At 33.7% G+C, this 23,039-nt stretch carries 28 protein-coding genes and 1 pseudogene; 2 read left to right on the forward strand and 27 right to left on the reverse strand.

Annotated features, from left to right (window positions below):
- Positions 1 to 126 precede the first annotated feature (126 nt).
- The 24 genes and pseudogenes from imm9 (J4N46_RS05160) to J4N46_RS05275 all read right to left on the reverse strand — a co-directional run bounded on the left by imm9 (J4N46_RS05160) (position 127) and on the right by J4N46_RS05275 (position 16,820).
- On the reverse strand, positions 127 to 597 hold the full coding sequence (gene imm9 / locus J4N46_RS05160; RefSeq protein ID WP_208058412.1) for an Imm9 family immunity protein: 471 nt from the start codon (positions 595 to 597) through the stop codon (positions 127 to 129).
- Positions 598 to 608: 11 nt separating this feature from the next.
- Positions 609 to 842 (reverse strand): hypothetical protein, encoded by a 234-nt coding sequence (locus J4N46_RS05165; protein WP_208058413.1) that lies wholly within the window; start codon positions 840 to 842, stop codon positions 609 to 611.
- Positions 843 to 1,060: 218 nt separating this feature from the next.
- The gene (locus J4N46_RS05170) at positions 1,061 to 1,615 is read right to left on the reverse strand and encodes an imm11 family protein (RefSeq protein ID WP_208058414.1); all 555 of its coding nucleotides are present in this window, start codon (positions 1,613 to 1,615) and stop codon (positions 1,061 to 1,063) included.
- Positions 1,616 to 1,661: 46 nt separating this feature from the next.
- A complete protein-coding gene (locus J4N46_RS12950; protein WP_317194292.1) occupies positions 1,662 to 2,357 on the reverse strand; it encodes an RHS repeat-associated core domain-containing protein in 696 nt (231 codons plus the stop codon).
- 98 nt (positions 2,358 to 2,455) lie between these two features.
- Positions 2,456 to 3,106, reverse strand: coding sequence for an NYN domain-containing protein (locus J4N46_RS05180; protein WP_208058416.1), 651 nt, complete (start codon positions 3,104 to 3,106; stop codon positions 2,456 to 2,458).
- Positions 3,107 to 3,526: 420 nt separating this feature from the next.
- On the reverse strand, positions 3,527 to 4,000 hold the full coding sequence (gene imm9 / locus J4N46_RS05185) for an Imm9 family immunity protein (RefSeq protein WP_208058417.1): 474 nt from the start codon (positions 3,998 to 4,000) through the stop codon (positions 3,527 to 3,529).
- A 357-nt stretch (positions 4,001 to 4,357) separates the two neighbouring features.
- The gene (locus J4N46_RS05190; protein ID WP_208058418.1) at positions 4,358 to 4,930 is read right to left on the reverse strand and encodes a hypothetical protein; all 573 of its coding nucleotides are present in this window, start codon (positions 4,928 to 4,930) and stop codon (positions 4,358 to 4,360) included.
- Between the two features lie 341 nt (positions 4,931 to 5,271).
- The gene (locus J4N46_RS05195; protein ID WP_208058419.1) at positions 5,272 to 5,829 is read right to left on the reverse strand and encodes an Imm26 family immunity protein; all 558 of its coding nucleotides are present in this window, start codon (positions 5,827 to 5,829) and stop codon (positions 5,272 to 5,274) included.
- A 405-nt stretch (positions 5,830 to 6,234) separates the two neighbouring features.
- Complete coding sequence (locus J4N46_RS05200) at positions 6,235 to 6,708, reverse strand: hypothetical protein (protein ID WP_208058420.1); 474 nt, start codon at positions 6,706 to 6,708, stop codon at positions 6,235 to 6,237.
- Between the two features lie 442 nt (positions 6,709 to 7,150).
- A complete protein-coding gene (locus tag J4N46_RS05205; protein ID WP_208058421.1) occupies positions 7,151 to 7,441 on the reverse strand; it encodes a hypothetical protein in 291 nt (96 codons plus the stop codon).
- Between the two features lie 250 nt (positions 7,442 to 7,691).
- Positions 7,692 to 8,054 (reverse strand): hypothetical protein, encoded by a 363-nt coding sequence (locus tag J4N46_RS05210; protein WP_208058422.1) that lies wholly within the window; start codon positions 8,052 to 8,054, stop codon positions 7,692 to 7,694.
- Positions 8,055 to 8,555: 501 nt separating this feature from the next.
- The gene (locus tag J4N46_RS05215) at positions 8,556 to 9,164 is read right to left on the reverse strand and encodes a hypothetical protein (protein WP_208058423.1); all 609 of its coding nucleotides are present in this window, start codon (positions 9,162 to 9,164) and stop codon (positions 8,556 to 8,558) included.
- A 606-nt stretch (positions 9,165 to 9,770) separates the two neighbouring features.
- Positions 9,771 to 10,226 carry a hypothetical protein gene (locus J4N46_RS05220; protein WP_208058424.1) on the reverse strand — a complete coding sequence of 152 codons (456 nt, stop codon included), beginning with the start codon at positions 10,224 to 10,226 and terminating at the stop codon, positions 9,771 to 9,773.
- Between the two features lie 155 nt (positions 10,227 to 10,381).
- A complete protein-coding gene (locus J4N46_RS05225; RefSeq protein WP_208058425.1) occupies positions 10,382 to 11,086 on the reverse strand; it encodes a GNAT family N-acetyltransferase in 705 nt (234 codons plus the stop codon).
- Complete coding sequence (locus tag J4N46_RS05230) at positions 11,083 to 11,268, reverse strand: hypothetical protein (protein ID WP_208058426.1); 186 nt, start codon at positions 11,266 to 11,268, stop codon at positions 11,083 to 11,085. The genes J4N46_RS05225 and J4N46_RS05230 overlap by 4 nt, the downstream gene beginning before the upstream one ends.
- Positions 11,269 to 11,360: 92 nt before the next feature.
- Positions 11,361 to 11,781: pseudogene (locus J4N46_RS05235) on the reverse strand (DNA alkylation repair protein); the annotation flags it as partial.
- 51 nt (positions 11,782 to 11,832) lie between these two features.
- The gene (locus J4N46_RS05240; protein WP_208058427.1) at positions 11,833 to 11,985 is read right to left on the reverse strand and encodes a hypothetical protein; all 153 of its coding nucleotides are present in this window, start codon (positions 11,983 to 11,985) and stop codon (positions 11,833 to 11,835) included.
- The gene (locus J4N46_RS05245) at positions 11,966 to 12,559 is read right to left on the reverse strand and encodes a zeta toxin family protein (RefSeq protein ID WP_208058539.1); all 594 of its coding nucleotides are present in this window, start codon (positions 12,557 to 12,559) and stop codon (positions 11,966 to 11,968) included. Before J4N46_RS05245 ends, J4N46_RS05240 begins: the two co-directional genes overlap by 20 nt.
- An 8-nt stretch (positions 12,560 to 12,567) precedes the next feature.
- On the reverse strand, positions 12,568 to 13,206 hold the full coding sequence (locus J4N46_RS05250; protein ID WP_208058428.1) for a peptidase E: 639 nt from the start codon (positions 13,204 to 13,206) through the stop codon (positions 12,568 to 12,570).
- A 327-nt stretch (positions 13,207 to 13,533) separates the two neighbouring features.
- Positions 13,534 to 13,833, reverse strand: a complete 300-nt coding sequence (locus tag J4N46_RS05255) for a type II toxin-antitoxin system RelE/ParE family toxin (protein WP_208058429.1) — start codon at positions 13,831 to 13,833, stop codon at positions 13,534 to 13,536.
- Complete coding sequence (locus J4N46_RS05260) at positions 13,823 to 14,053, reverse strand: toxin-antitoxin system, antitoxin component (RefSeq protein ID WP_208058430.1); 231 nt, start codon at positions 14,051 to 14,053, stop codon at positions 13,823 to 13,825. The genes J4N46_RS05255 and J4N46_RS05260 overlap by 11 nt, the downstream gene beginning before the upstream one ends.
- A 92-nt stretch (positions 14,054 to 14,145) precedes the next feature.
- The gene (locus J4N46_RS05265; protein ID WP_208058431.1) at positions 14,146 to 14,955 is read right to left on the reverse strand and encodes a hypothetical protein; all 810 of its coding nucleotides are present in this window, start codon (positions 14,953 to 14,955) and stop codon (positions 14,146 to 14,148) included.
- Positions 14,956 to 15,609: 654 nt separating this feature from the next.
- A complete protein-coding gene (locus J4N46_RS05270) occupies positions 15,610 to 16,437 on the reverse strand; it encodes a class I SAM-dependent methyltransferase (RefSeq protein WP_208058432.1) in 828 nt (275 codons plus the stop codon).
- A 53-nt stretch (positions 16,438 to 16,490) separates the two neighbouring features.
- Positions 16,491 to 16,820, reverse strand: a complete 330-nt coding sequence (locus J4N46_RS05275; RefSeq protein WP_208058540.1) for a hypothetical protein — start codon at positions 16,818 to 16,820, stop codon at positions 16,491 to 16,493.
- A 340-nt stretch (positions 16,821 to 17,160) separates the two neighbouring features.
- Between J4N46_RS05275 and J4N46_RS05280 the strand changes: the two genes are divergently transcribed.
- Positions 17,161 to 17,673 carry an OmpH family outer membrane protein gene (locus J4N46_RS05280; RefSeq protein ID WP_009416839.1) on the forward strand — a complete coding sequence of 171 codons (513 nt, stop codon included), beginning with the start codon at positions 17,161 to 17,163 and terminating at the stop codon, positions 17,671 to 17,673.
- An 8-nt stretch (positions 17,674 to 17,681) separates the two neighbouring features.
- Here J4N46_RS05280 and J4N46_RS05285 read toward each other — a convergent pair whose 3' ends face one another.
- The 3 genes from J4N46_RS05285 to J4N46_RS05295 form a co-directional block, all read right to left on the reverse strand.
- Positions 17,682 to 18,350 (reverse strand): LysE family translocator, encoded by a 669-nt coding sequence (locus tag J4N46_RS05285; RefSeq protein ID WP_208058433.1) that lies wholly within the window; start codon positions 18,348 to 18,350, stop codon positions 17,682 to 17,684.
- Positions 18,351 to 18,384: 34 nt separating this feature from the next.
- Positions 18,385 to 20,586, reverse strand: coding sequence for a ribonuclease R (rnr, locus tag J4N46_RS05290; protein ID WP_208058434.1), 2,202 nt, complete (start codon positions 20,584 to 20,586; stop codon positions 18,385 to 18,387).
- Between the two features lie 530 nt (positions 20,587 to 21,116).
- Complete coding sequence (locus J4N46_RS05295) at positions 21,117 to 22,295, reverse strand: M23 family metallopeptidase (protein ID WP_236013805.1); 1,179 nt, start codon at positions 22,293 to 22,295, stop codon at positions 21,117 to 21,119.
- A 479-nt stretch (positions 22,296 to 22,774) separates the two neighbouring features.
- Here J4N46_RS05295 and J4N46_RS05300 point away from each other — a divergent pair, with 479 nt between their 5' ends.
- On the forward strand, positions 22,775 to 22,972 hold the full coding sequence (locus J4N46_RS05300) for a Fic family protein (protein WP_236013738.1): 198 nt from the start codon (positions 22,775 to 22,777) through the stop codon (positions 22,970 to 22,972).
- Positions 22,973 to 23,039: the final 67 nt, after the last annotated feature.

Raw genomic sequence — 23,039 nt, forward strand, 5'->3', positions numbered from 1 at the left:
TAGCCCCTTGTCCAATCTTTGGTTACTTGGTGGCGCATACACCCCAAGCGGTCTCTTCGGGTTTTACACCTCCTGTAAGCTGTCGGTAGATTTCTAAACCTAACTTTTAACAACACATTTGAAACATTACCCCTTTCCTAACTTTATTTTCTTTCCTTTAATAGAGAAAGTTTTTTCTAAAGAAATATTAATCAATTGCTTTGAACTATCAATTATATATTGAGATAAATTATTATAATCATTAAGATTGAATGGAACTACATAAGAATACTTTTCATTAACATTTTTAAAGAAAGCTTCTCTGACAGAAAAAATTCCATAAAAAATTTGGGTGTCATCAGGTATAGGAATAGACATATAAATAGCATATTCTTTATCAGAGGGATATATAGAGAGGCGCTTAGCAATACTCATTTTATCTGTCTTTTGTAAAAGAATATTAAATGACAAATTCCAGTCTCCAATAACATCAAAATTAACCTTATTTCTAATTGTTCCAATATATTCGTTCAGTATAGTATATACGAATTGAGCACTAATAATTTCATATAGTTGAGGGATCTCAACAGTTACATAGATTTTAATATTTTTAGTCATAGCTAATTTAATTAGTTACGACAAGAATTAACTTTATATCGATTATCTTTTTCTCTATTATAAGGTAATTCATGTCCTTCATTTCTTAATCTTATAACTTCTGCAGCTTCCTTTTCTTTTATTTCACACTTAGTTATATTTTTATAAGTTGCTACTACAATAGCTTGAGTATTTTTAAAATTAGCATCTTTTCTAACTGTTCTAGCCCCCGCTGGCGCAAGCTTGTAGCTTGTCCCACAATTCAAAATTCAGAATTCAAAATTTATAATTTGCCAATTCCCCTCGCACTATTTAAAGCACTCTATAGGCTTAAAAAACGCTTATCTTTATGGTGGGTAAAGAAAAATAGATTTTGTTTTCTTTGTATTTTACTGATTGTAAGATTGTTGGAATTTTAACAACACATCTGATACATTACCTACATTACCGAATTTTAACAATATATTTGATACATTACCGAATATTACCTCCAAATAGAATATCCCTCTTCTGTAAAATTAAAACCTTTTAATTTTTTTTTGTCACAAATATCTTTAAATTCCTCAGAAACTATGATATATGAACTATGTTCTTTCATTCTTACAATAGAGTAAGGTTTTAATTCTTGTGGATTTATAAACCATTTTTTTATAGAATAGTACCCATCGGAATCTATTTCAAAGATTGATTTCTCTTTGTCTAAACAAGGAACTACATGTAAAATATTCAATGCAAAAAACAGATCATTATTGTTTCCATTATTATCTATTATATTAGTAGGAAAAAATTCAATTTCCATACTATCAGATAAATGTAAAAATAACTCTTTAAACTTATAACTTACAAGAGGAACTCCAATTGTAGGCAATATGTCAAATGTATTGATGTAATCATCTAATTTATCTACCTTAAAAACTAAAGGAATTTTAATATTTATTTTTTTTCCAGTGCGGAAGTCTAACCAACTTATAGGATTTTGCTCTTCACTATAAGCAAAACTAATATCTCGTTTGTAAAAATGGGAAAGTTTATAATACATAAATTTTAATTATTTTTTTATGAATGACATTTTATTTCACCTTTTCTCAAGGCTTTTCTTGTTTTTTTATTAATTCATTTATTTCATTGGCATAATCCTGTTGAGTCCAACTTTTCTTAGCATTCTTAGCTTTATCAGATATCTTATCCAATTCTTCTTGTATGTAGTCATTATAATCAGCATGTCCCTTATTCCAACCGTTATGAATACTTCTTGTTTTATGGATTCCTTCTTCTTTAGGCAAGTATATTAAGTTATTGGAACTATTTACATCAAATCCAGCTGCTACTATTGCAGGATGTATAGATTTAGATTTTGGTATTATATGATGTAACTGATAATCATCCATTTTAGGCATATTATCATAGTTCCATCCTCCTTTAGGCATAGTTTTTCTAAGTCCTAATAGATCTATATAATAGTTGTTATTTTTAACATAGCTATATATTTCCCATCCTCCTAACAGTCCAATAGGATCTTGGCTTATATACGCCCCCGTCTCAGGCGAATAATACCTAAACCTATTATAACATAACCCCGTCTCAAAGTCATAATACTGCCCTTGGTAAAGAAATGGTATAAACGGGCGTACATCTTCACCTAAGGAGGACGCTTTAATTTCTCTTTTTACCCTGCCATATATGTCTAACTGTCGATTCCAAACCTCGTTACCCTCGCTGTCAATAGCAAGTATAGGCGTACCGAGATGGTCTGAGATAATGCTATACGCTTTGCCATTCACCAACTTGGCGGTAGGAACAAAACCTTCAAAGACCCAAGTAGTAAGCTACAAGCTCTTAATATTATAGGCACGAGCTACAAGCTCGCGCCAGCGGAGTTTTAATTTAATAGTTGATATTTTTTCCATTCATTAGGAATATGTAAATCAAAATCAGGAATTGAAAGATGTATTACGTCAGGAAGAAGACATTGCTTAAATCTGCTTTCGTATTTATGTAAGTATGTAGGTCTTGTCATTCCCATTGAAGCTAAGTTACTTGAATATTGATTGGGTGGAAAATAAACAAATACTTTTTGTTTGGCTTGCAATGCTAATTCTATTGCTGGAACCATATCGCTATCAGCAGAAACAACAATAGATACATCTGAATTTTTTTCATAGGCATCAGCAACAATTTGAGTAGCAATTCTTACATCTGTTTCTTTTTCTTCGTGTGTATGAATAATATTCCCACAATTAAAACACGTAATTTCTTTTTTGAGATATTTTCCTAATATCAAATGAAATTTAGGATTCTCTTTATTAGCCTGAAAAAAGGCATTCTGTCTTCTGCTTTGTTCAATATCAGTTGATTTTGCAGAAAAATATTTTACAGCTACTAATTCTTGGTTAGTTCTCATAAAACTTTCAAATAGTTTCACTATATCAAGCCAATAATATTTTCTCCATTTCAGTGATTGCTTCAATCCATAATAGAAATTAAATCCATCTACATACACAATCACTTTTTCTTTTTCTTTTGGTTCCATCAAAATAATAGTTAAAAAATAAGCCACCTCTAAATGAGGTGGCAAGCCTTAGTATTTTCCACCTAAGGGGGATATTCTGCTGCAAAGATATAAAATAATTTTTAAACAGCAAAAAAATATAGAAAAATAATTATCCCGCCAAATCCCTCCACAGCAACCACAATCGCCTGTGTGGCTCACACCCCCGCTGGCGCAAGTTTGCAGCTCGTGCCCAATTCACAATTCATAATTCTCTCCCCATCCTACCTGTCGCACCCGTCCCACAATTCATAATTCATAATTTGGCAATTCCCCTCGCACTATTTATAGTGCATTATAGGCTTAAAAAACGCTTATCTCTATGGTGTATAAAAAAATAGTAGGGCAATTCTTTTGTATTTTACTAATTGTTGTTATAATTTTAACAACACATCTGAAACATTACCCATTATTTTTGTAACCTAACCTTTTCCCATTACATACAATACCTTTTGTGAAAGCCATATCAATTGCAAGTTTAGAATTCTCAAGAATGTATTCGTATAAATTATTGTAAATCTTAAAATTAGGTTCTAGCACATAGAAATTCTTATCATTTAATGGTATATAAAATGCCTCATTCACTTTAGAAATTCCATATAGAGCCTCAGTATCATTAGGAATTGTAACAGAAATAGAAAACTCAAATTCTTTATCTGAAGGATAACGTATTGCTCGTTTAAAAACTCCAATTCCATTTGTGTACCGAAAAGTTACCCTAATCAGAAGCTTCCAATCTATTAGAACTTGAACGTTAACATAAGAAGCGGAGAAATTCACATAATCATTTAATCTTTGTCGTATAGAATTTATATCAACATATTCATTAAGCTGAGGAATTTCAATCTGTAGAGAAACCCTAATTTTTTCATTCATAACTATTTTTTTGACAATCATTGTACTTATCTAGTTTATAACGCTTATCTTTTTCCTTATTTAAAGGCAACTCTTTTCCTTCCTCCCCCCGCTAGCGCAAGCTTGCAGCTCGTACCCAATTCTAAATTGAAAATTGAAAATTCACAATTCATAATTTGCCAATTCCCCTCGCACTATTTAGAGCGCATTATAGGCTTGAAAAACGCTTATATCTATGGTGGATAAAGGTAAATAGATTTTTTTATTTGTATTTTACTGATTTTAAGGTTGTTACAATTTTAGCAACACATCTGATACATTACCACATAATCACTACGGGCTGTTTGGTGAACGCATACGACCCAAGCAGATATGAATCTACCTATTAAAAATGTTTCTTTCCTTTGGAAACAATGGAATAGGAGCTACCTTACCTACCTTTTCAAGAGCAAGCCCTTTAATGTCTAACTCATTAAGTATACTTTCTAACTCTTGAGTGCAAAATAATTTTATTTCTGAAGTAGCATCTCTAAATATTACATTCATAGAAGCCTCTTCATAAAAATACAAATCTTTATTCCTATATAACTCCATTCTCTTTAGATGACTTACCCCCTCATTATTTATCCCTTCTATTACATTTTGAATGTTGATAAAAACAAAATCTTTCTTTACATTAACAAATTTAAAAGGTAATAATTCTGCTTTTACATTAATTCTTCGGGTAAAAAGTGTTGCCTTTTCTTTCTCCATTACTAAGAAAGCTCCAGCTACACGAGCGTCAAACCCATCTTTTTTTCCTTTGTTGTCGAAGTTCTTGTACACTTCTCCTTCTAATTCTTCCCAAGAATTTATTAAGGATTGTCCTTTAAAGGTAATAAGCTTTAAAGTACCTCCTATTAATTTATAAGATTTATAAGAAGAATCATCAATTAATTGATATATATCCATATTTACCATATTATGTTATTAAACAATAAATCATTTCTAATAGCTTCTAATTCATCCCTGACACATAATTCAGACAACCCCCCGCTGGCGCAAGCTTGCAGCTTGTGCCCAATTCACAATTCACAATTCTCTCCCCCGTCCTACCTGTCCCATTTGTCCCACCCGTCCCACAATTCAGAATTCAAAATTCATAATTTGCCAATTCCCCTCGCACTATTTATAGCGCTTTATAGGTTTTAAAAAGGCTTATCTCTATGGTGGGTAAAGGAAAATAGTGAGGCAGTTCTTTTGTATTATTTTGATTGGCAAGTTGTTGAAATTTTAACAACATATTTGGAACATTACCGAACTATTGTATTCAATTTGTCAATGATTTTTTTTTCTACTTGCACATCTGTGTAAATCCCCATTAATTGATAATCTCCCCTTAATAGATCTTCCTTAGTTATAGGAGTTTCGCTATTATCTTTTGCTTTCCAAACTCTTAAGTCATCAATATCTCCCAAAACTAATTCAATATCATTATAGTTGGAATGAATTGTTTTATCATAATTAGGAGTTACACAAATAGTTTTCCATCTTTTTCTTAGCACAGGAGACCATGTAGTGTAAAAAGGTTTCATCAATACTCCCGAATTAATGATAGAATCTACAGATGTATTTAGAGCACCTGTCTTATTAAATACTTCAATTAAAGTTCTTCCTGCAATTTCTTCAATAGCTCTTGCAAAAGCAAATAGCTTATCATGATCTTCTTTTTTTAGCTTTGCTTTTGGAAAATCCTTTAAAAATAGAGGAATAGCAACTATTTCTCCATCTATACTATATTTATTACAATTTGTCATATTCTTCTTTGTATTCCCCCGCTGGCGCAAGCTTGCAGCTTGTGTCCAATTCAAAATTCAGAATTCTCTCTCCCTCCTACTTGTCGCACCCGTCCTACCTGTCACACCCGTCCCACAATTCAAAATTCATAATTCACAATTCATAATTCCCTTCGCCCCCCGCTGGCGCAAGCTTGCAGCTCGTACCCAATTCTAAATTGAAAATTCTCTCCCCGTCCTACCTATCCCACTTATCGCACTCGTCCTAGTTGTCGCACCCGTCCCACAATTCAAAATTCATAGTTTGCCAATTCCCCTCGCACTATTTAGAGCGCTTTACAGGCTTGAAAAACGCTTATCTCTATGGTGGGTAAAGGGAAATAAGGTTTTAGTCATTTTGTATTTTACTAATAATTAAATTGTTGTGTTTTTAACAACACATCTGATACATTACCCAACACATCTGATACATTACCCCCCTCAAGAAGAGGATTCTATAGTATATAACTTAACTATTTTAGGATATATATCATAACAAGATTTTATAAATTCTTCAATTTCTAGAGCTATTTGTTCAAAAGTACCTATCGTATCTAGTGCTTTTAATGTTTCTCCATCAGAAGCAGCAAAAATTCCTCCTACTTCTATTAAAGATTTATCTTTATATGAGTAATTTATTATTATATCTAATGATTCTATTTCTTTTTCATTTATATATTTTTGATTGAAAACCAAACTAAATATACAGAAATATAATATTTTACCCTGCCTATTTTTCTTAGGAAGGCTATAAAAAATAATATTGACAATTTCTTTGTTATCTTTAAAAGAATTCTTTCCTAAAGTATATAAAGTTTCACAAAATGCATCTATTTTATCTTTCATTTTATTTTTTTTTAGGGCAATAATCTGAGTTTGTCCAAAGAGTTGAAGTGTATATATGAATTTCTCCATTTTTTACTTTCTTATCCATTTCTTCTTTTGTTAAGTACAAGTAGCTATCTCTATCTTTAGCCCAATCTTCCCCCCGCTGGCGCAAGCTTGCAGCTTGTGCCCAATTCTAAATTGAAAATTCTCTCCCCGTCCTACCTATCCCACTTATCGCACTCGTCCTACCTGTCGCACCCGTCCCATTTGTCCTACTTGTCGCACCCGTCCCACAATTCAAAATTCAAAATTCATAATTTGCCAATTCCCCTCGCACTATTTAGAGCGCATTATAGGCTTAAAAAACGCTTATCTCTATGGTGTATAAAGAAAAATAGTAGGGCAATTCTTTTGTATTATGTTGATTAGCAAGTTATTGAAATTTTAACAACACATCTGGAATATTACCAGCGGTCGCGATGAGTTTGGTTGTCTACACCTCCCGTGAGTTGGCGTTGGATTTCTAAGCCTAACTCTCTGATAAACTATACAAGTAAGATATAGATGAACATATTTCATCATCATCAATACCATCTAATAAAGATAAAGTATCTTTATCTATTTTAATTTTTTCTTCTATGAGATTTTCTAATAAAATATCTAATGCTAACCTTCTCTCTCCAAATGAAATGAGCTCTTTTGCATCTTTAACAATTGCTGTTACATAGGAAATAAGTTCTTCTGTGGGTAAATTAGGCTTGACGAATCTTTCTAATCTATCTATAAAACTTTCTATTTTTAAAATATCTATTCCACTCATAATTATTCTTTTCTGTATCCTGTTATTATTCCTTCCCCCCGCTGGCGCAAGCTTGCAGCTTGTGTCCAATTCAGAATTCAAAATTCATAATTTGCCAATTCCCCTCACACTATTTAAAGCTCTCTATAGGCTTAAAAACTCTTATCTCTATAATGGGTAAAGAAAAATAAGGTTTTAGTCATTTTGTATTTTACTAATAGTTAAGTTGTTGTGCTTTTAACAACACATCTGAAACATTACCGAATTATTTTTATGGATTAGACAATAATAAAGGCTCTTTCAATATCTTTTCATAAAGATTTTGCCATAATGCTACTTTATTCAACTCTTCTTGATATTTAGAAACCAACTTGTTATAGTATTTGTCTAGCATTTTAATGTTGGATTTTCTGTCAATTTTACCTGATTTATTATCTGCATAATAGAGCCAGTCATACATTAAATCATTAAAAATTATTTCTCCAAAAGGTGTTAAATCATCTTCATAGATAGATGTATTAATAATTAATTTACCTTTTTCATTAAATGGGTGTATTTTTAATAATTTTTTATCATAGGCAAATCGCAACAAATTAAAACAAATTACTATTAGATCATCTTTTTGATCTTTCATTGGGAATGATCTTAGCATTCCCGATATACTAATTATAAATTTATGTTTCATCTCTAAGTTATCCCCCCGCTGGCGCAAGCTTGCAGCTTGTGCCCAATTCAGAATTCACAATTCTCTCCCCGTCCTATTCGTCCCATTTGTCCCATTTGTCCCCCAATTCAAAATTCAGAATTCAAAATTCACAATTCAGAATTCATAATTTGCCAATTCCCCTCGCACTATTTAGAGCGCATTATAGGCTTAAAAAACTCTTTTCTCTATGGTGTATAAAGGATAATAGTAGGGCAGTTCTTTTGATTAGTAAGTTGTTGTGCTTTTAACAACACATCTGATACATTACCAAGAGGGCGCTTTTCTCGCTGTGGGCTCTCTGGTGGCGTATACGCCCCAAGCAGTCTCGGCGCGTTTCGTGGTTTACTCCTCCAGTTAATTCTCGCTGGATTTCTAAACCTAACTTTTAACAACACATTATTTAACTATATATCTGAAATATTACCTCAATCACTCGAATAGTTTAGAAAAATCTAATTGAGTAGAGTCTGCAATATTAGGAATGTTATCTACTTTTTCCAATTGTATCAAAAAAGCATAACCTTTTCTGAATTTTTCTTCTTTTTCCACCTTTTTACTTCTAAGTCCTATTATTTTTATCTTATACTTCCCATTAGGAATTGCATACTTAGCAGCACCATAGGCGGTATATCTTTCACCTTCGTATAAGAGGTAATAATAAGTCTCTATAGTTGTACAATTTTCTAAGTCTTTATATTTCCAATTTTCCATTTGTTCAAAACTACAAACCCAAAGAGCTTCATCCTTTACTTCTAAAAAGAAACTTTCTTCGGCAGGTATAAAATCCCATTCTTCATAGGTAGTTCTATTATCATTTATAGTGATGAAAATTTGATAATAATATGCACGAATACACGGGATAGGTACAAAAGCCCCTTTCCTTATAAAATCATAAAATACATTATGATTCTTGTCAAAATAAGTAAGCATCTTTTTAGAACGAATTCTATGTTCCTTACATAGTTCTTGGAACGTTTGTGCCGATACCACAGCAATTCCATAACCACTTGAACTTATTGGTTTATCTAAGTGTATCATTATTTCTAATATTTTTAGCAATTGTTATCATTATTGTTGTTTTCTTTTTTATATTTTCCTATCTTAAGTGTTTTCCCCCGCTGGCGCAAGCTTGCAGCTTGTGCTCAATTCAAAATTCTCTCTCCCGTCCCCCACACAGCACTACTGCGCACTGCCCCCCTCTCTTTTGGAGAGGGGGAACGGGGGTGAGGAGTCCGCAGAGGGTGTCCGAAAAGTTTTAAAAGCACGATTACGCCACACACTTTGGCAAACTTTCAGAGTTTGCCAAAGTTAATTACTCTGATAATCAATTACTTTTATTCACATTGTAGGGGCGATTGGCAAATCGCCCTCACGAAACCAAACTTTTCGGACAGGCTCCAATTCAAAATTCACAATTCTCCCCCCGTCCTACCCGTCCCATTTGTCCCACTTGTCGCACCCGTCCCACAATTCAAAATTCAGAATTCACAATTCATAATTTGCCAATTTCCCTCGCACTATTTAAAGCACTCTATAGGCTTGAAAAACTCTTTTCTCTATGGTAGGTAAAGGTAAATAGATTTTGTTTTCTTTGTATTTTGCTAATTGTAAGGTTGTTAGAATTTTAACAACACATCTGAAACATTACTCATTACCCACAGTATAGAAAGACAATATATCACCATAATTATATATGTTACTTATGCGTTCTATAACTATATTTTTATTAGGAAATTTATATTTAAAATAAATATCCCAAGAAAATTGTATAAATTCACCTATATTTTTAAACAATTTATCATCAATAACATCTTTACAATGAGCAAATAAATCATATAAGTATATTTTATTTATCTCAGATTCTATTTCTCTACTATTGTTATATCTCTTCTTGAGACTCTCATAAAGAAAATAATTATAGTTTTCCTTTAGTAAAATAGAGTTCTCAATTTCTATAGTCTCAGGGAATAGTAATTTACCTATGATTAAAATATCATCAGGATGAATATTGAAGCTTATATATTGGTATAAGTCAATGTTATCTTTTTTAGACCATTTATTTTTCCATTCTATGTATTTACCTATTTCTTCTAAATTCATATGTTAAATATTTTAAGGAATTTTCCCCCCCGCTGGTGCGAGCTTGCAGCTCGTACCCAATTCAGAATTCACAATTCTCTCCCCGTCCCATTTGTCCCACAAGTCCCACCTGTCCTACCCGTCCCACAATTCAGAATTCAAAATTCCCCTGAAAATTATATCTTAAACCCTTTCAAAGATTCTTTTTGCTTGCCTTGTTGGTCAAAATTATCCTCAGAAAGCCATCGCTCAAAAGCATATTTGTTACCAGCCCATTCCTTGTCTGTCATCGCATACCAAGCCGTGTCGCGCGAACGCCCTTTGTAAACCACTGCCTGCCTAAACGTACCCTCATATACAAAACCCAAGCGTTCCGCAGCACGGCGCGAAGGTGCATTAAGGCTGTCACATTTCCATTCGTAACGCCTGTATTGGAGGGTCTCAAATACATATTTTGCCAACAAATACTGCGCTTCTGTAGCCATACGCGTACGCTGCAAAACCGGCGAATAGATTACCCACCCCACTTCTATCACTCTGTTTTTAGGGTCAATACGCATTAGGGCGAGCGTACCTACGGCTTTTAGCGTTTGTTTATCTACAATCGTCAGAAAATAAGGGTCAGCAGAGGCTTCCTGCTTAGTGAGTAAAGCACACAACTCCTCTTTGTTCTTTGCAGGAGCTATAGGTAGATACGTCCAATCGGGCATCACGGCATTGGTTTCCAAATAGAAATCGCTCAAATCGTCTAAGTGTTTGGCTACCGAAAGAGGTTCCAACAGACAATAATTCCCCTCTAAAAGGGTTATATGAGGGGTTGCTCCTACTGAAAAATCAGGTAACGCCTCCCCTATAGGCTGATTGTACTGGTTTGTATTCATTGTATATTTTTAGATAATCGGTTGATACCCCCCGCTGGCGCAAGCTTGCAGCTTGTGCCCAATTCAAAATTCTCTTTACATCCCCACACAGCACTACTGCGCACTGCCCCCCTCTCTTTTGGAGAGGGGGAACGGGGGTGAGGACTCCGCTGGCGCAAGCTTGCAGCTTGTGCCCAATTCATAATTCAGAATTCTAAATTCAAAATTCTCACCCATCCTACTTGTCCTACCCGTCCCACAATTCAAAATTCAGAATTCAAAATTCAAAATTCACAATTCCCCGCGGGCGCAAGGCTTCTGTACTAAACCTGCGGATATTCTCATCTTCACTTTCTGCCCAATGGGAAAGAAAAGCAATCGAAAAGTCTAAATGTTCGCTCATTTCCGTGCGCAACGCCATCCAAATAATCTCACGAACGCCAAAATGACTATCGCCTACCAAAGGTTTTAGTTTGCGTAGCTTTTCTTCCAGAAGAGTATCGGTATGCAAAGCCACCAAATAGCAAGCATAACAACGCACCGAATCGGATAAATGCGTGCTGAGTTGTTCAAACAAAGGCTTATAGAGGTCTACAGCCAGCCATTCAGTAAGGTTTACCGTTTCTATACGCCCCGTATTTAATAGCGAAAGCACTTCCGAAGGAATATCTTACCGCCTTCTGAGCCCCTTTTCTGTTTTTGATGTCTTCGGTCATAAAAATAATTTATCAATTAGTAAATTAGAAAATTAGCAAATTAGCTAATTTTTATGGTGTGATAGTAACGATTTTTCCCTCGCGGCGCACCACAATCTTTTGATGATTCTTGCGCTTTTCAGCAATCATTCGCTCATAAGCAAGGTCTAAACCCTTTAAAAGTTTTTCTTTTAGACACTCTTTCTTAGTTATTTCCTCTTTCATTATTATTTTTCATTAAGTTAAACTTGTCGTTGTTATAAATTACGATACCCTTATGCCTTTCCTTTTGAGCTATAAGTTCCTTTCTTCCTTCTGAATTATCAAAAATATAGCAAATATCTACCATATCCATATAGATAGCAAAGAGATTGGCAATCCCGTTATGATACCTTCTTTCAATGGTTTCTGTGGGAATGCTATGCCCTCCTTCAGCAACCCGCTGAGCGACCCGCTTTTTAGCCATATTGGGTGAGTCCAACCAAAAGAACAATAAGGTAACCTCATAGCCATTAGCTTGTGCCCATTCTATTTTTTGCTTATAGCTTTTAGTAGCCAAAGTAGTTTCAAAGGCAAAAGTTTCTCCTTTTTGCAATAGTTCGTCCATACGAGCCAGCATTATTCTGCCAGCTTGCATAGCTACGCTTTCGGGCTGGAAAGGCGATAGCCCCTTAGCGATTTCATCAGCATTGATAAACTCTTTGCAGCTCAGCACTTCCGGCAAAATGGTAAAGGAAGCAGTGGTTTTTCCCGCACCGTTACAACCCGCTATGATATAGAGTTTTGAGAGGTTAGGCATCATTAAAACTATTTTTTAGTTCCTCGTTTAGGTTTTTCAAGTGTTTTTATTTCATCACCTAAAACGGTAATTACTTGATTGTTGGAAATAGGTCTTAGATCTATTTTCGGTGAATATTCGTTTACTATTTTTTGAGTAGCTTCCTTGTAAGGAAAATTCAGATAGTGAGGCAAAAAGTAAAAATCTACCAAATGTAAGCCTGAAAAATCTGTGAGTTCAGGAGCTTTTTTAGTCTCGTCCATATCGCTAACAAATTCAATAGTAGGTGAAGCAATAATAGAGCCTGCCGAAGTGCCTATGTACAACTTTCCATTATTAATTTGCTCTATAAGTAGTTTGTCGGCTCCTTTCTTTTTTAGCTCCTGCATTAGATAGAAAGTATTTCCTCCCGAAATGAAAATGTAATCATTTCGTTCTAATGCTGCGGTTATTTCTTCGGTCGTAGCGGTAGAAATTTCTAATTCTTCTATAATAAGCCCTAATTTTTCAAAGGCTTTTCTGTCGTCATCTACATAAAAACGCACTTTTTCTACCAAACTTGCTGTTGGTATAAAAGCCAGTTTTTTTCCTTTTATAGGCTCACCAGCAAAATCTTCAAATAATTTTGCGACAGAGCTGAATGATGAAGTTAAAAATAATCTTTTCATATTTTCATAAATTGACAGTGTATTCCAATCTTTTATCACACCCATTTAGATTGCAAATATACAAATATTTTTTCAATTTTCCCCCTCCTATTCAGAGTATAAGCTGAGCGAACCTTCAGCGAAGGATGAGCGAAGGAAAGTCGGCGAGCTGGCGCAGCCGAGTATGTGACGAAGGATAAACGTCTAATAACCTAACCAAAACCAGAAAAATATACTACATCAAAAAATTTGCCTTGCCATTTGCTTATTGTTTTGTACTTTTGCGCCAAAAATAATGAAAATTAGCAATCCATATTCTACCATTATCCTCGTAAAAACAGATAAATATTAGTTATCTGTTAAAGGCTTTTGATAATTACTCCGAAAATATCGTACCTCTATAAGATTTTTTTCTTCTATTATCTTGTAATAAATAATAAATCTTCCTTTCATTATTGTTCTTCTATAAATATCCAAATACTCACTATATTTAGCTAAAAAATAAGGATTTGTCATTAATTCTACTTTCAATTCTTCTATTGCAGCTATTATTTTTTCTGAATAAGTAGTACTACAATTTCTATTATCCCAATAGTTTAGTGTTTGTTCTAAATCTTCTATTGCTTCTTCTACCCACCTAATTTCCATATTTAGCTTTTAATTTAGTCAATAAATCATTCATATTTATTGTTCTACCTTCTTTAGATTGCTGCTCAGCTTTTTCTAATTTTTTTAGATCTCTAGGTGATAACTCATAGTAAAAATCATTTTCTAATATTTCTACTCCTATATTATCTAAAAATTTTATTAGTTGCTGATATTTTTCCAATGGTAAATGCTCTTTAAAAGTGATAGTATTTGTTTCCATAGTATATGTTTTCTATTATTAATTATACGTAAATTACGATTACAAAGGTATAAAATAATTTGTAACCTAACAAAAAAGAAAATTCAATTTCACTAATAGTATTTAATATTGCGTTCAGCATAGCCCACTATTTTGCCTTTTACAAGTGTATGCCTCGTAATCCAATTACCTTGTTTATCAAAAGTATATTCCAATTTTTGATCATTTACTGCAGTAATAATACCTTTCTTGTTATAAGTATAGCGCAAAACACTCACACTTGGGTTAGTCACCAATCCTTCCGAAATACTTCGCTCCACTACCCTACCCAACTTGTCATAGCGTTGTTGTATATGTATTTGGGTAGCTGGTTCACTCTTGGTAACTATAAGCAGACTAGTACGTTGGTTGTCTTTATTAAATTCTTGCTGTACGGTAGCTTCCGAATTAGGAGTTGTAAGTTTCCCTGCTATTGGGTTATCCCTATCGTCATAATCGGTAAAAGTAAATATCTGGGTAGGTGTTTCCACGCCTTGCAAGTAGTTAGTAAAACTCTTCAGTCTACCTACCTGTTCATATTCATAGCGACCATTAGTAACTATAATTTCATTATGAGTTTCCTTAGTTATAGTTACTTCTATAGGCTTATTATTAGGAAGATAAATATACTTATAACGAAGCTGAGTATTGCCGTAATTTTGTTCTAAGGAAGTCGTATTTCCTTGTTCATCAAAGATATAGCTATTCTCTACAGCAAGGCGTTTTTGCTGCAAATTATCTTTATACACATCATACACCCGCTCCACAAGCTGTTGCACATTACCTATCAATTCCTTCTCTTGTGCTGTAGCAGGAGTATTAACAATTTGAGCATTTAATGAAATACTACAAAGTAAAACTGTGAAAATAAATATTTTATTCATATAAAATCAATCTTTAATACCTAAATAGTTAATAATAAAATTGTTCCACGTGGAACAGTTTCTTCTACAATAATTGATAATTAACAACTATAATGTTCCACGTGGAACATCTATTTTTATAATAGTTAATCATTAATAATATAAATCAAGAGTTAAAAATAACAATTTCCTATTAATAAAACATCATCACTTTTACATCATTCCTTTCTCTTTAAAGAAAATACACAAAATAACGTAGAGTACATATTAAATAGAAATATTTATAGAGAATATTCAAAAATTCTTTAATAATACAATTACAATAACTCTCTTTCTAAAAAAAGTTTACTAGCTGGTACAGCGAAGTATATATTAAGTAAGTATATTAATAATCAGTTAGTTACTAAAATATTTTATCTATCAATAAGCCTGTTTTAAGCAGAAAAAAAACTTTCTCATACCCTCATCAAACAGAAATATTCATAATAAAAAAATGATTTTTTTAATTCTTAATCAGTATCAATCATTAGAATGTTCCACGTGGAACAATTTATTTCCTAATGTAAAACACTAACCAGTAACTACTAAATTACCCCTGCAGCTCGCACTCTCACCAGTCCCACCCGTCTTACAAGTCTCACAATCGCCCCCAATTCAAAATTCACAATTCAAAATTCACAATTCTCTCCTCGCACCCAACAAATATACTTGCGATGAATACTCTCCTTTTATCATTCCGTATAAATTAGAACGCAACCCATTAAATACCCCTTTTATAAATGATTTCTTACCTGTTTTATATTGTTCAGAAAGCATAGATACGTAAAAAGCATCAAACAACATTGGCTTTTTAGCAATAACCTTAAGTCCCTCTTTAGCAAATAATCGTTTTATACTATCTTCACTAAAGTGCCATAAGTGTCTGGGTACATCATAAGCAGCCCAATATTGCTGGTAATGTTGTGCATCCCACGAACGGTAATTAGGCACTGCTATTACTAGCAAACCATTATCTTTCAGTAAATTAGCAATAGTATGTACCGTAGTTTCTATATTGGGCAAATGCTCTAATACGTGCCATAATGTAATCACATCATAAGTATGCATAGGCAGTTTATGATAATCACTTTCTAATACAATTCCTTTTTCTCGAGCCTTTTCCTGTGCTTTTATACTAGGTTCCACTCCTGTAATTTGCCACTGTTGTTGCTTGCATACTTTTAGAAAGTCACCCGTACCTGCCCCTATATCCAATAATTGTAACGAAGATTGTGCCTTATAATCCTTAATAAGATTTATCTTATGCTTTAAGTTTATTTTCTTAACGTATTGATAGAGTGCATCAAACCAACCTTTATTACTATCGGTATGCGATATGTAATTTTCAGTCTCGTAATATTTATCCAATTGTTCAGGTACAGGTATAGTTTGGTATAAATCATACTGAGCGTTATATACCAATTCAAACTCTTCCCCCGATACACTATAATCTCTAATAATCACTTTAGTTAATTTTTAATTATAAATTTTAAATTATGATTGTTCCACGTGGAACATTATATATATCTTAAAAAACTATACCATTTTCGTTGTTTTAAATAACTGTAGTTTCCATCATTACTATAGGCTTCACGTTCAAAAATTATATTCTTATAAGCCTTTAGCTTATCTTTATACTTAAGGTATTTAATAAAAAAATCAATAAGATACCATATATAAAAAGGCAATATAAGCAATTCTCGCTGCTGAGCCAAATGTATCCTCTCGTGATTACAAAATCTTTCATTACCGATATAACTTTCATCAGTAGTAAATACAAAAGGATATAAAGTAATTCCCGAAAAACCCTTCGGTACAAAAAACTTATTTACTACAAAAAATCCCATAGTATATTTACTCATTTATCATTAGCTTTGTCATTTGTCACTAATTTTTCACCTTTTTTTAGGGCTAAAAAAGTCAAAAATTAAAATAAGGCGATTTTAAGCCTCTTATCCACCCTATTGGTACTCTTATACCAAAAAATAAAAATAATCAATTAAAAGCCATTTATAGAGGTCGTTTTTAATAACTAAATTTTATTTTTAATTTTTATATAATAGAAAATTATTATATTTCCTATTTTACTACTAAATGTCATTACCTCAAAATATTTTTTCTATTTTCAGATAAATAACTAATAAAACTTTAGTACTTTTGCAGCCTAATACAAATAACTTTATAACAATGAAAAAAATAGGTATCGCTGCCATTGCACTCACAGTGCTCACAGCTTGTAACGACAAAATTGGTTTTGTGGATAACACAAAATTACTAAATGACTATAAAGAAAAACAAGACATCGAGGCTGCCTTGAAAATACAAATTAATGCCTTCGAGAAAAAACGTGATAGTATAGAATTTGCTTTCAACGAAGAGGTCAAAAAATTCCAAGCACAAACAAACAACTTAAGCCCAGAGCAAGCCAAACGCAAGTACAACGAACTTCAACAAAAACAAAATATACTCGGGCAACACTTGCAACAACAACAAGAGCAAATACGCTTAGAAAGTCAGAACCAAATGGATAGCCTCCTTGTAAAAGTAAAACGAAACATAGAGGCTTACGGAAAAGAAAAAGGTTATACTTTCATTTTGGGTGCCAATAGCGGCGGTAGCGTCCTCTATGGTAAGGAAAGCAAAGAAATTACCAAAGAACTTACCGAATACCTCAACAAAAAATACACCGAAAAGAAGTAATACTCCTTTTAAAACTTCAATGACGATAGTACATTTAGAAAAAAAGGCTTACAGACTAAAAATACACCAAATAAAAGCAAGATAATACTTATCACTCGCTTTATTTTGTATATATGATAGGCTGTAAGCCTGTTTTTTAGTTTCTTAGCTATCAGTATTTTTCCTATATCTATAAGAAAATAAACTATTATTATAGAACTAAAAAATAGTAAGATACGGTTAGGCTCCATATCCAGCTTAGGACCAAATACTACAATAATCCCCAACCAAAAACCTAATACCCCTATATTGATAAAGTTAAGCAAAAATCCTTTTATAAATAGTGCTATATAATTTACTTTTTTTATCCTTATAAAACTGATATTATCCTTACATTCAACATCTTTTTGAAAGTCCTTTTTTACTTTGATAAAAGAAAGCAACCCATAAGCCATCATAATAAGTCCACCAGCCAAAAACAATCTTGGGTCATCTTTAATTTCGGTAAGCAAACTATTGGTAGTAAAATAGACTATCGCAATAAAAGCTGCATCAGCAGTTACTACTCCTGTATTGAATGCTATCGCAGCACGAAAGCCTTTGGTAATTGCAGTTTCAAGCAACACAAAAAATACAGGCCCTATAGTAAAAGCCAATAATATCCCCAAGGGAACGGCAAGTAATATATCAGCAAACATTATTTATCAATCTATTTAAAATATTCTTTTTCAGTTAATTAATTATTTCAAAATCCAATTGCTTTTTCATCAAATCAGTGTTTTTTACTCGTACCATTACTTCATCACCCAATTGGTACATCTTCCCTGTAGCCCTTCCCACTAAGGCATATTGCTGTTCATCAAAACTGTAATAGTCATCTTTCAAATCACGAGCACGTACCAAGCCTTCACATTTATTCACTACAATTTCTACATAAATACCCCACTCAGTAACCCCCGAAATAACTCCTGCAAACTGCTGGTTCGTATGCGCTTCCATATATTTTACCTGCATATATTTTATAGAGTCCCTTTCTGCCGATGAAGCCAAAGTTTCCATCTGTGAGGAATGTTTGCATTTCACTTCGTAATCTGCTTCATTCTGTGAGGGTGCTCCGTCCAAATAAAGCTGTAAAAGCCTGTGTACCATTACATCAGGATAGCGCCGTATGGGCGAAGTAAAATGAGTATAGTCATCAAAAGCCAATCCGTAATGTCCTATATTTTTAGTAGAATAAGCTGCCTTTGCCATCGAGCGTATCGCTAAGGTATCTACCAAATTCTGTTCTTTCTTGCCTTTTACCTCTTCCAACAAAGTATTTAGCGAATGCGTAATCGTATTTTTATTTTGTAGGTTAATTGCATAGCCAAAACGAGATATAACCCCATTGAGCTGTTCCAGTTTTTCAGCATCAGGTTCATCGTGCACGCGGTATACAAATGTCTTTTTCATCTTGCTCACAAACTCAGCTACGCGTCTGTTTGCCAGCAACATAAACTCTTCTATCAGCTTGTTTGCCTCTTTGCTTTCCTTGAAATAAACTCCTATAGGGTTGTCATTTTCGTCCAACTGAAATTTTACTTCTATTTTATCAAACGAAATAGCTCCTCGCTGCATACGCTTGTGGCGCAATACTTGTGCCAAAGTATTTAGAGTAAGTACTGCATCCACTATTTCAGCAGGGATAGTACGCTCACTATTGGTAATAGATAGCTCTGGTTGTAGGGTATACTGCTCCCCTACACTACCCTCTTCTATAATAGCTTGCGCCTCCTCATAGGCAAAGCGTTGTGATGAATGTATTACAGTCCGTCCTATCCACTGATTGACTATTTCAGCCTTGTCATTCATCTCAAAAATTGCCGAAAAAGTATACTTATCTTCATTCGGACGTAATGAACAAGCAAAATTACTAAGCACTTCAGGCAACATAGGCACTACCCTATCTACCAAATATACCGAGGTAGCACGGTTATAAGCTTCCTCATCCAGTATAGTACCCTCTTTCACGTAATGCGAAACATCAGCAATGTGCACCCCTACCTCATAATTTCCATTCTCCAACACTCTGAACGACAGGGCATCGTCAAAGTCTTTGGCATCTTTAGGGTCTATAGTAAAGGTAAGCACTTCTCGCATATCACGGCGTTTAGCTATTTCTTCTTCGGTAATAGTTACGTCCAACGCTTTAGCATAAGTATCCACCTCTTCTGGATAAGTATATGGCAATCCGTATTCGGCTAATATAGAGTGCATTTCAGTATTTTGTTCACCTGGTTTGCCCAGTACTTGCTCCACTACCCCTGTGGGCGAATCGCTTTTGTCTTTCCACTCTTCAATGCGTACCAGCACACGGTCGCCATCAGTAGCACCACTCAGGTTTTCTTTGAATACGAATATATCCGTATACATACGGTGATCAGTAGGAATTACAAAAGCAAAATTTTTGTGTAGTTGCACAGTACCTACAAATCGTACTTTGTTGCGCTCCAATATTTTAGTAATTTCACCCTCCATTTTCTGCCTATTGCGAAATCGCGGAAATACATATACTTCCACCAAATCACCGTGAAGTGCCTTGTTCAGAAAATTAGACGGTACAAATATATCGTCTTCCAAATCATCTACCATCACATAGCCATTGCCACGCGAATTGATGTCCAACGTACCCACATAGTAATGCTGCATCTCTATGGCACGGTATTTACCGCGGTCAGTTTCTATGATTTGCTTCTTTTCTTTCAGTTTTGCCAATCGTTTTATGAGCGTATCGCGTTTAGTAGCATCTGTTATTTGCAGTTTGGCAGCTATTTGTTTATAATTGAAGCTTTCATTAGGATGCTCATTAAGCACAGCAAAGATAGCTTTGGTAAGTTCGTGCTTGTTGTGCTTGGCTGTTGCTTTATTTTTCTTTGATTTAGTAGTTTTTTTCATTGTTATTAATTGTGTTTTCTCTTTTCGCTGCAAATATACAATTTTTTTTGATAAGGGTTTTAAAAAAACTATTCTTCACACAAGTTACGAGCCACACACGTAGAGAAAAACAAACTTTTTCAACAATCACTAAATAATAAATAAAATAAAATTTTAAATAAATAGAATAAGGCTACTATTATGAAGCTGTGAAAAAGCCTATTATTTTTTGCTTTATAAATTTGCTTTTTTAGGTTATTGTAGCTTATTAACAATTCATATAATTTTAATATAATGAAATTCAATGTATTATATATAATTGTTCATAACTTATTTTCTTCCACTAACTGTTTTTGTCAGTAACTATTTTTTCTTGTTGTTGTTAATAACGCTTTGATAACTGTTGATATTTATCCAAAAAAAATATTTGCATATTTCATTTTGCTTTTTGTATATACACAAAGTTGAATTACGCAAATATTTTTATTACTATTATTCGGTAAGTTATTAACAAGAAATCAATAATATTTAAAAGGGTGCAAACACCAAAATTATAGTTCGTCCAATTGCTTTTTCAAGGGGGCAATATATTCCATATAAGCCTCTTTTAGTTTTGCTTCTATGGGCACCGAGTCTGGAAATTTTTCTTTTAGAGGGTCTACTTGTACCCCGTTTTTCCAAAATCTATAACACACGTGCGGACCTGTGGCAAGCCCTGTACTACCTACCAAACCTATAATTTCACCCTGTGCTACTTGCTGTCCTTTGCGTACTAATATTTTTTGCATATGCAAATATTGGGTGGTGTAAGTATTATTATGGCGTACTTTTACATAGTTGCCGTTACCCGAGCCAAAGCCCGCTTCAGCTACAGTACCTGCGGCAGTAGTACGTATAGGCGTACCCGCAGGGGCAGCGTAATCTGTACCAAAATGCCCTTTCATACGATGCAAAATAGGGTGAAAACGCATTCCAAATTTTGAGGTAATACGAAAAATATCTAACGGCGATTGTAAGAACATACGTTTCATCATATTGCCATTTTCATCGTAAAAACCATTAGTACCTGCAATACTATCAGTAGTAAAGTTGAAAGCGTAGTATGATTTATCGCCCCAGCGGAAGTAAGCAGCTCGCACACGTTCCACCCCAGCGTAAATAGTATCGTCTACATAGCGCTCGTCATAAATAATTTTGAACTGATCGCCTTTTTGAAGGCGGAAAAAGTCAATCGTATAGTCAAATATTTGCCCTAACTGATAGGTAGCATTAGCACTGATACCCGCTTGTTGCGCATCTACCGAAAGGTTGTTGCTAATACTCCCAGCAATAGCTTTTTCTTTGATAATAATTTTTTTCTGTTCTTTGTAAGCGTAGATAGAATCAGCGAGATGCACCACGATATATTCGCTTATAGTAGGCTGATATACAAAGCTATAAGGTTTCAGTGTATCCCCTTTTCGGTACAAAAAAGCATAAGGTTTCCCTACTCTGAAATTTTTAGGATGTATAAAAGCACTTGTTTGTTGCGAAATTTGATGAATATCACTAACAGTCATATGGTGATGTTCCAATAGTTTTCCAAAAGTATCCCCTTCTTTCACAGTATCTTTTACGATATTAAAGTTATTGAGGTTAAACCCATATTCAAATACAGGAGGTTTTTCCGCTTGAGTAGTGCTCGAAGCTGTTGTTTTATGAGTTTCATCGTTATGGCAACCGATGAGCATTCCCGCCATAGCAGCCGTACAAAATAGTGTTTTGATGTTCATTTGTTAGTAATTATTGTATTTTCTTGTAAAATTTGTTTTTCTTTATCCGTAAGTATTTCAGGTTCTTTTGTTAATACATTTATGTTCATATTCATATATTTTTTGCAAAGGTACAAAATAAAGTTCAATTATTATATAGTATATTTTTGCTATCTTTGCCCTATAAAAAATTCTATTACAATGATTGAATCTAAAAATATAGAATACAAACAACGAGTAACTCCCACGTATTTTGCAGAGTTATTCTAAAGAATCCTTTAAGTTTATGGAAAACACTTTGCGAGTAATCTTCCCTATAGATGAAGATTTACAAGCACTTATGGAAGAAGAAGCCCAAGCTACCCCCCAAGTACCCCGCAAGTACCCCGCAAGTACCCCGCAAGTACCATGCAAGTACCATGCAAGTTACCATGCAAGTCAAAGATTTATTAAATATATTGGAAGAAGTATCTTATAGAGAAGAAATTCAAGAAAAATTAGGCTTGAAAAATAGAGATTATTTCAGAAAAAACTATCTCAACCCTGCTATAGAACAAGGTTTTGTAGCACTTACTATTCCCGATAAACCCACAAGTAAGAATCAAAAATACTACCTTACTGATAAAGGTAAGGAATTTTTAAAAACATTAAAATAACCCTTAAAAAATAAACATCAAACGCATTGATTCCCGCTATTATGCTGCGGTCATCACCAAAGATGGT

The sequence above is a fragment of the Capnocytophaga bilenii genome (assembly GCF_017565765.1).
Lineage (GTDB): Bacteria > Bacteroidota > Bacteroidia > Flavobacteriales > Flavobacteriaceae > Capnocytophaga > Capnocytophaga bilenii.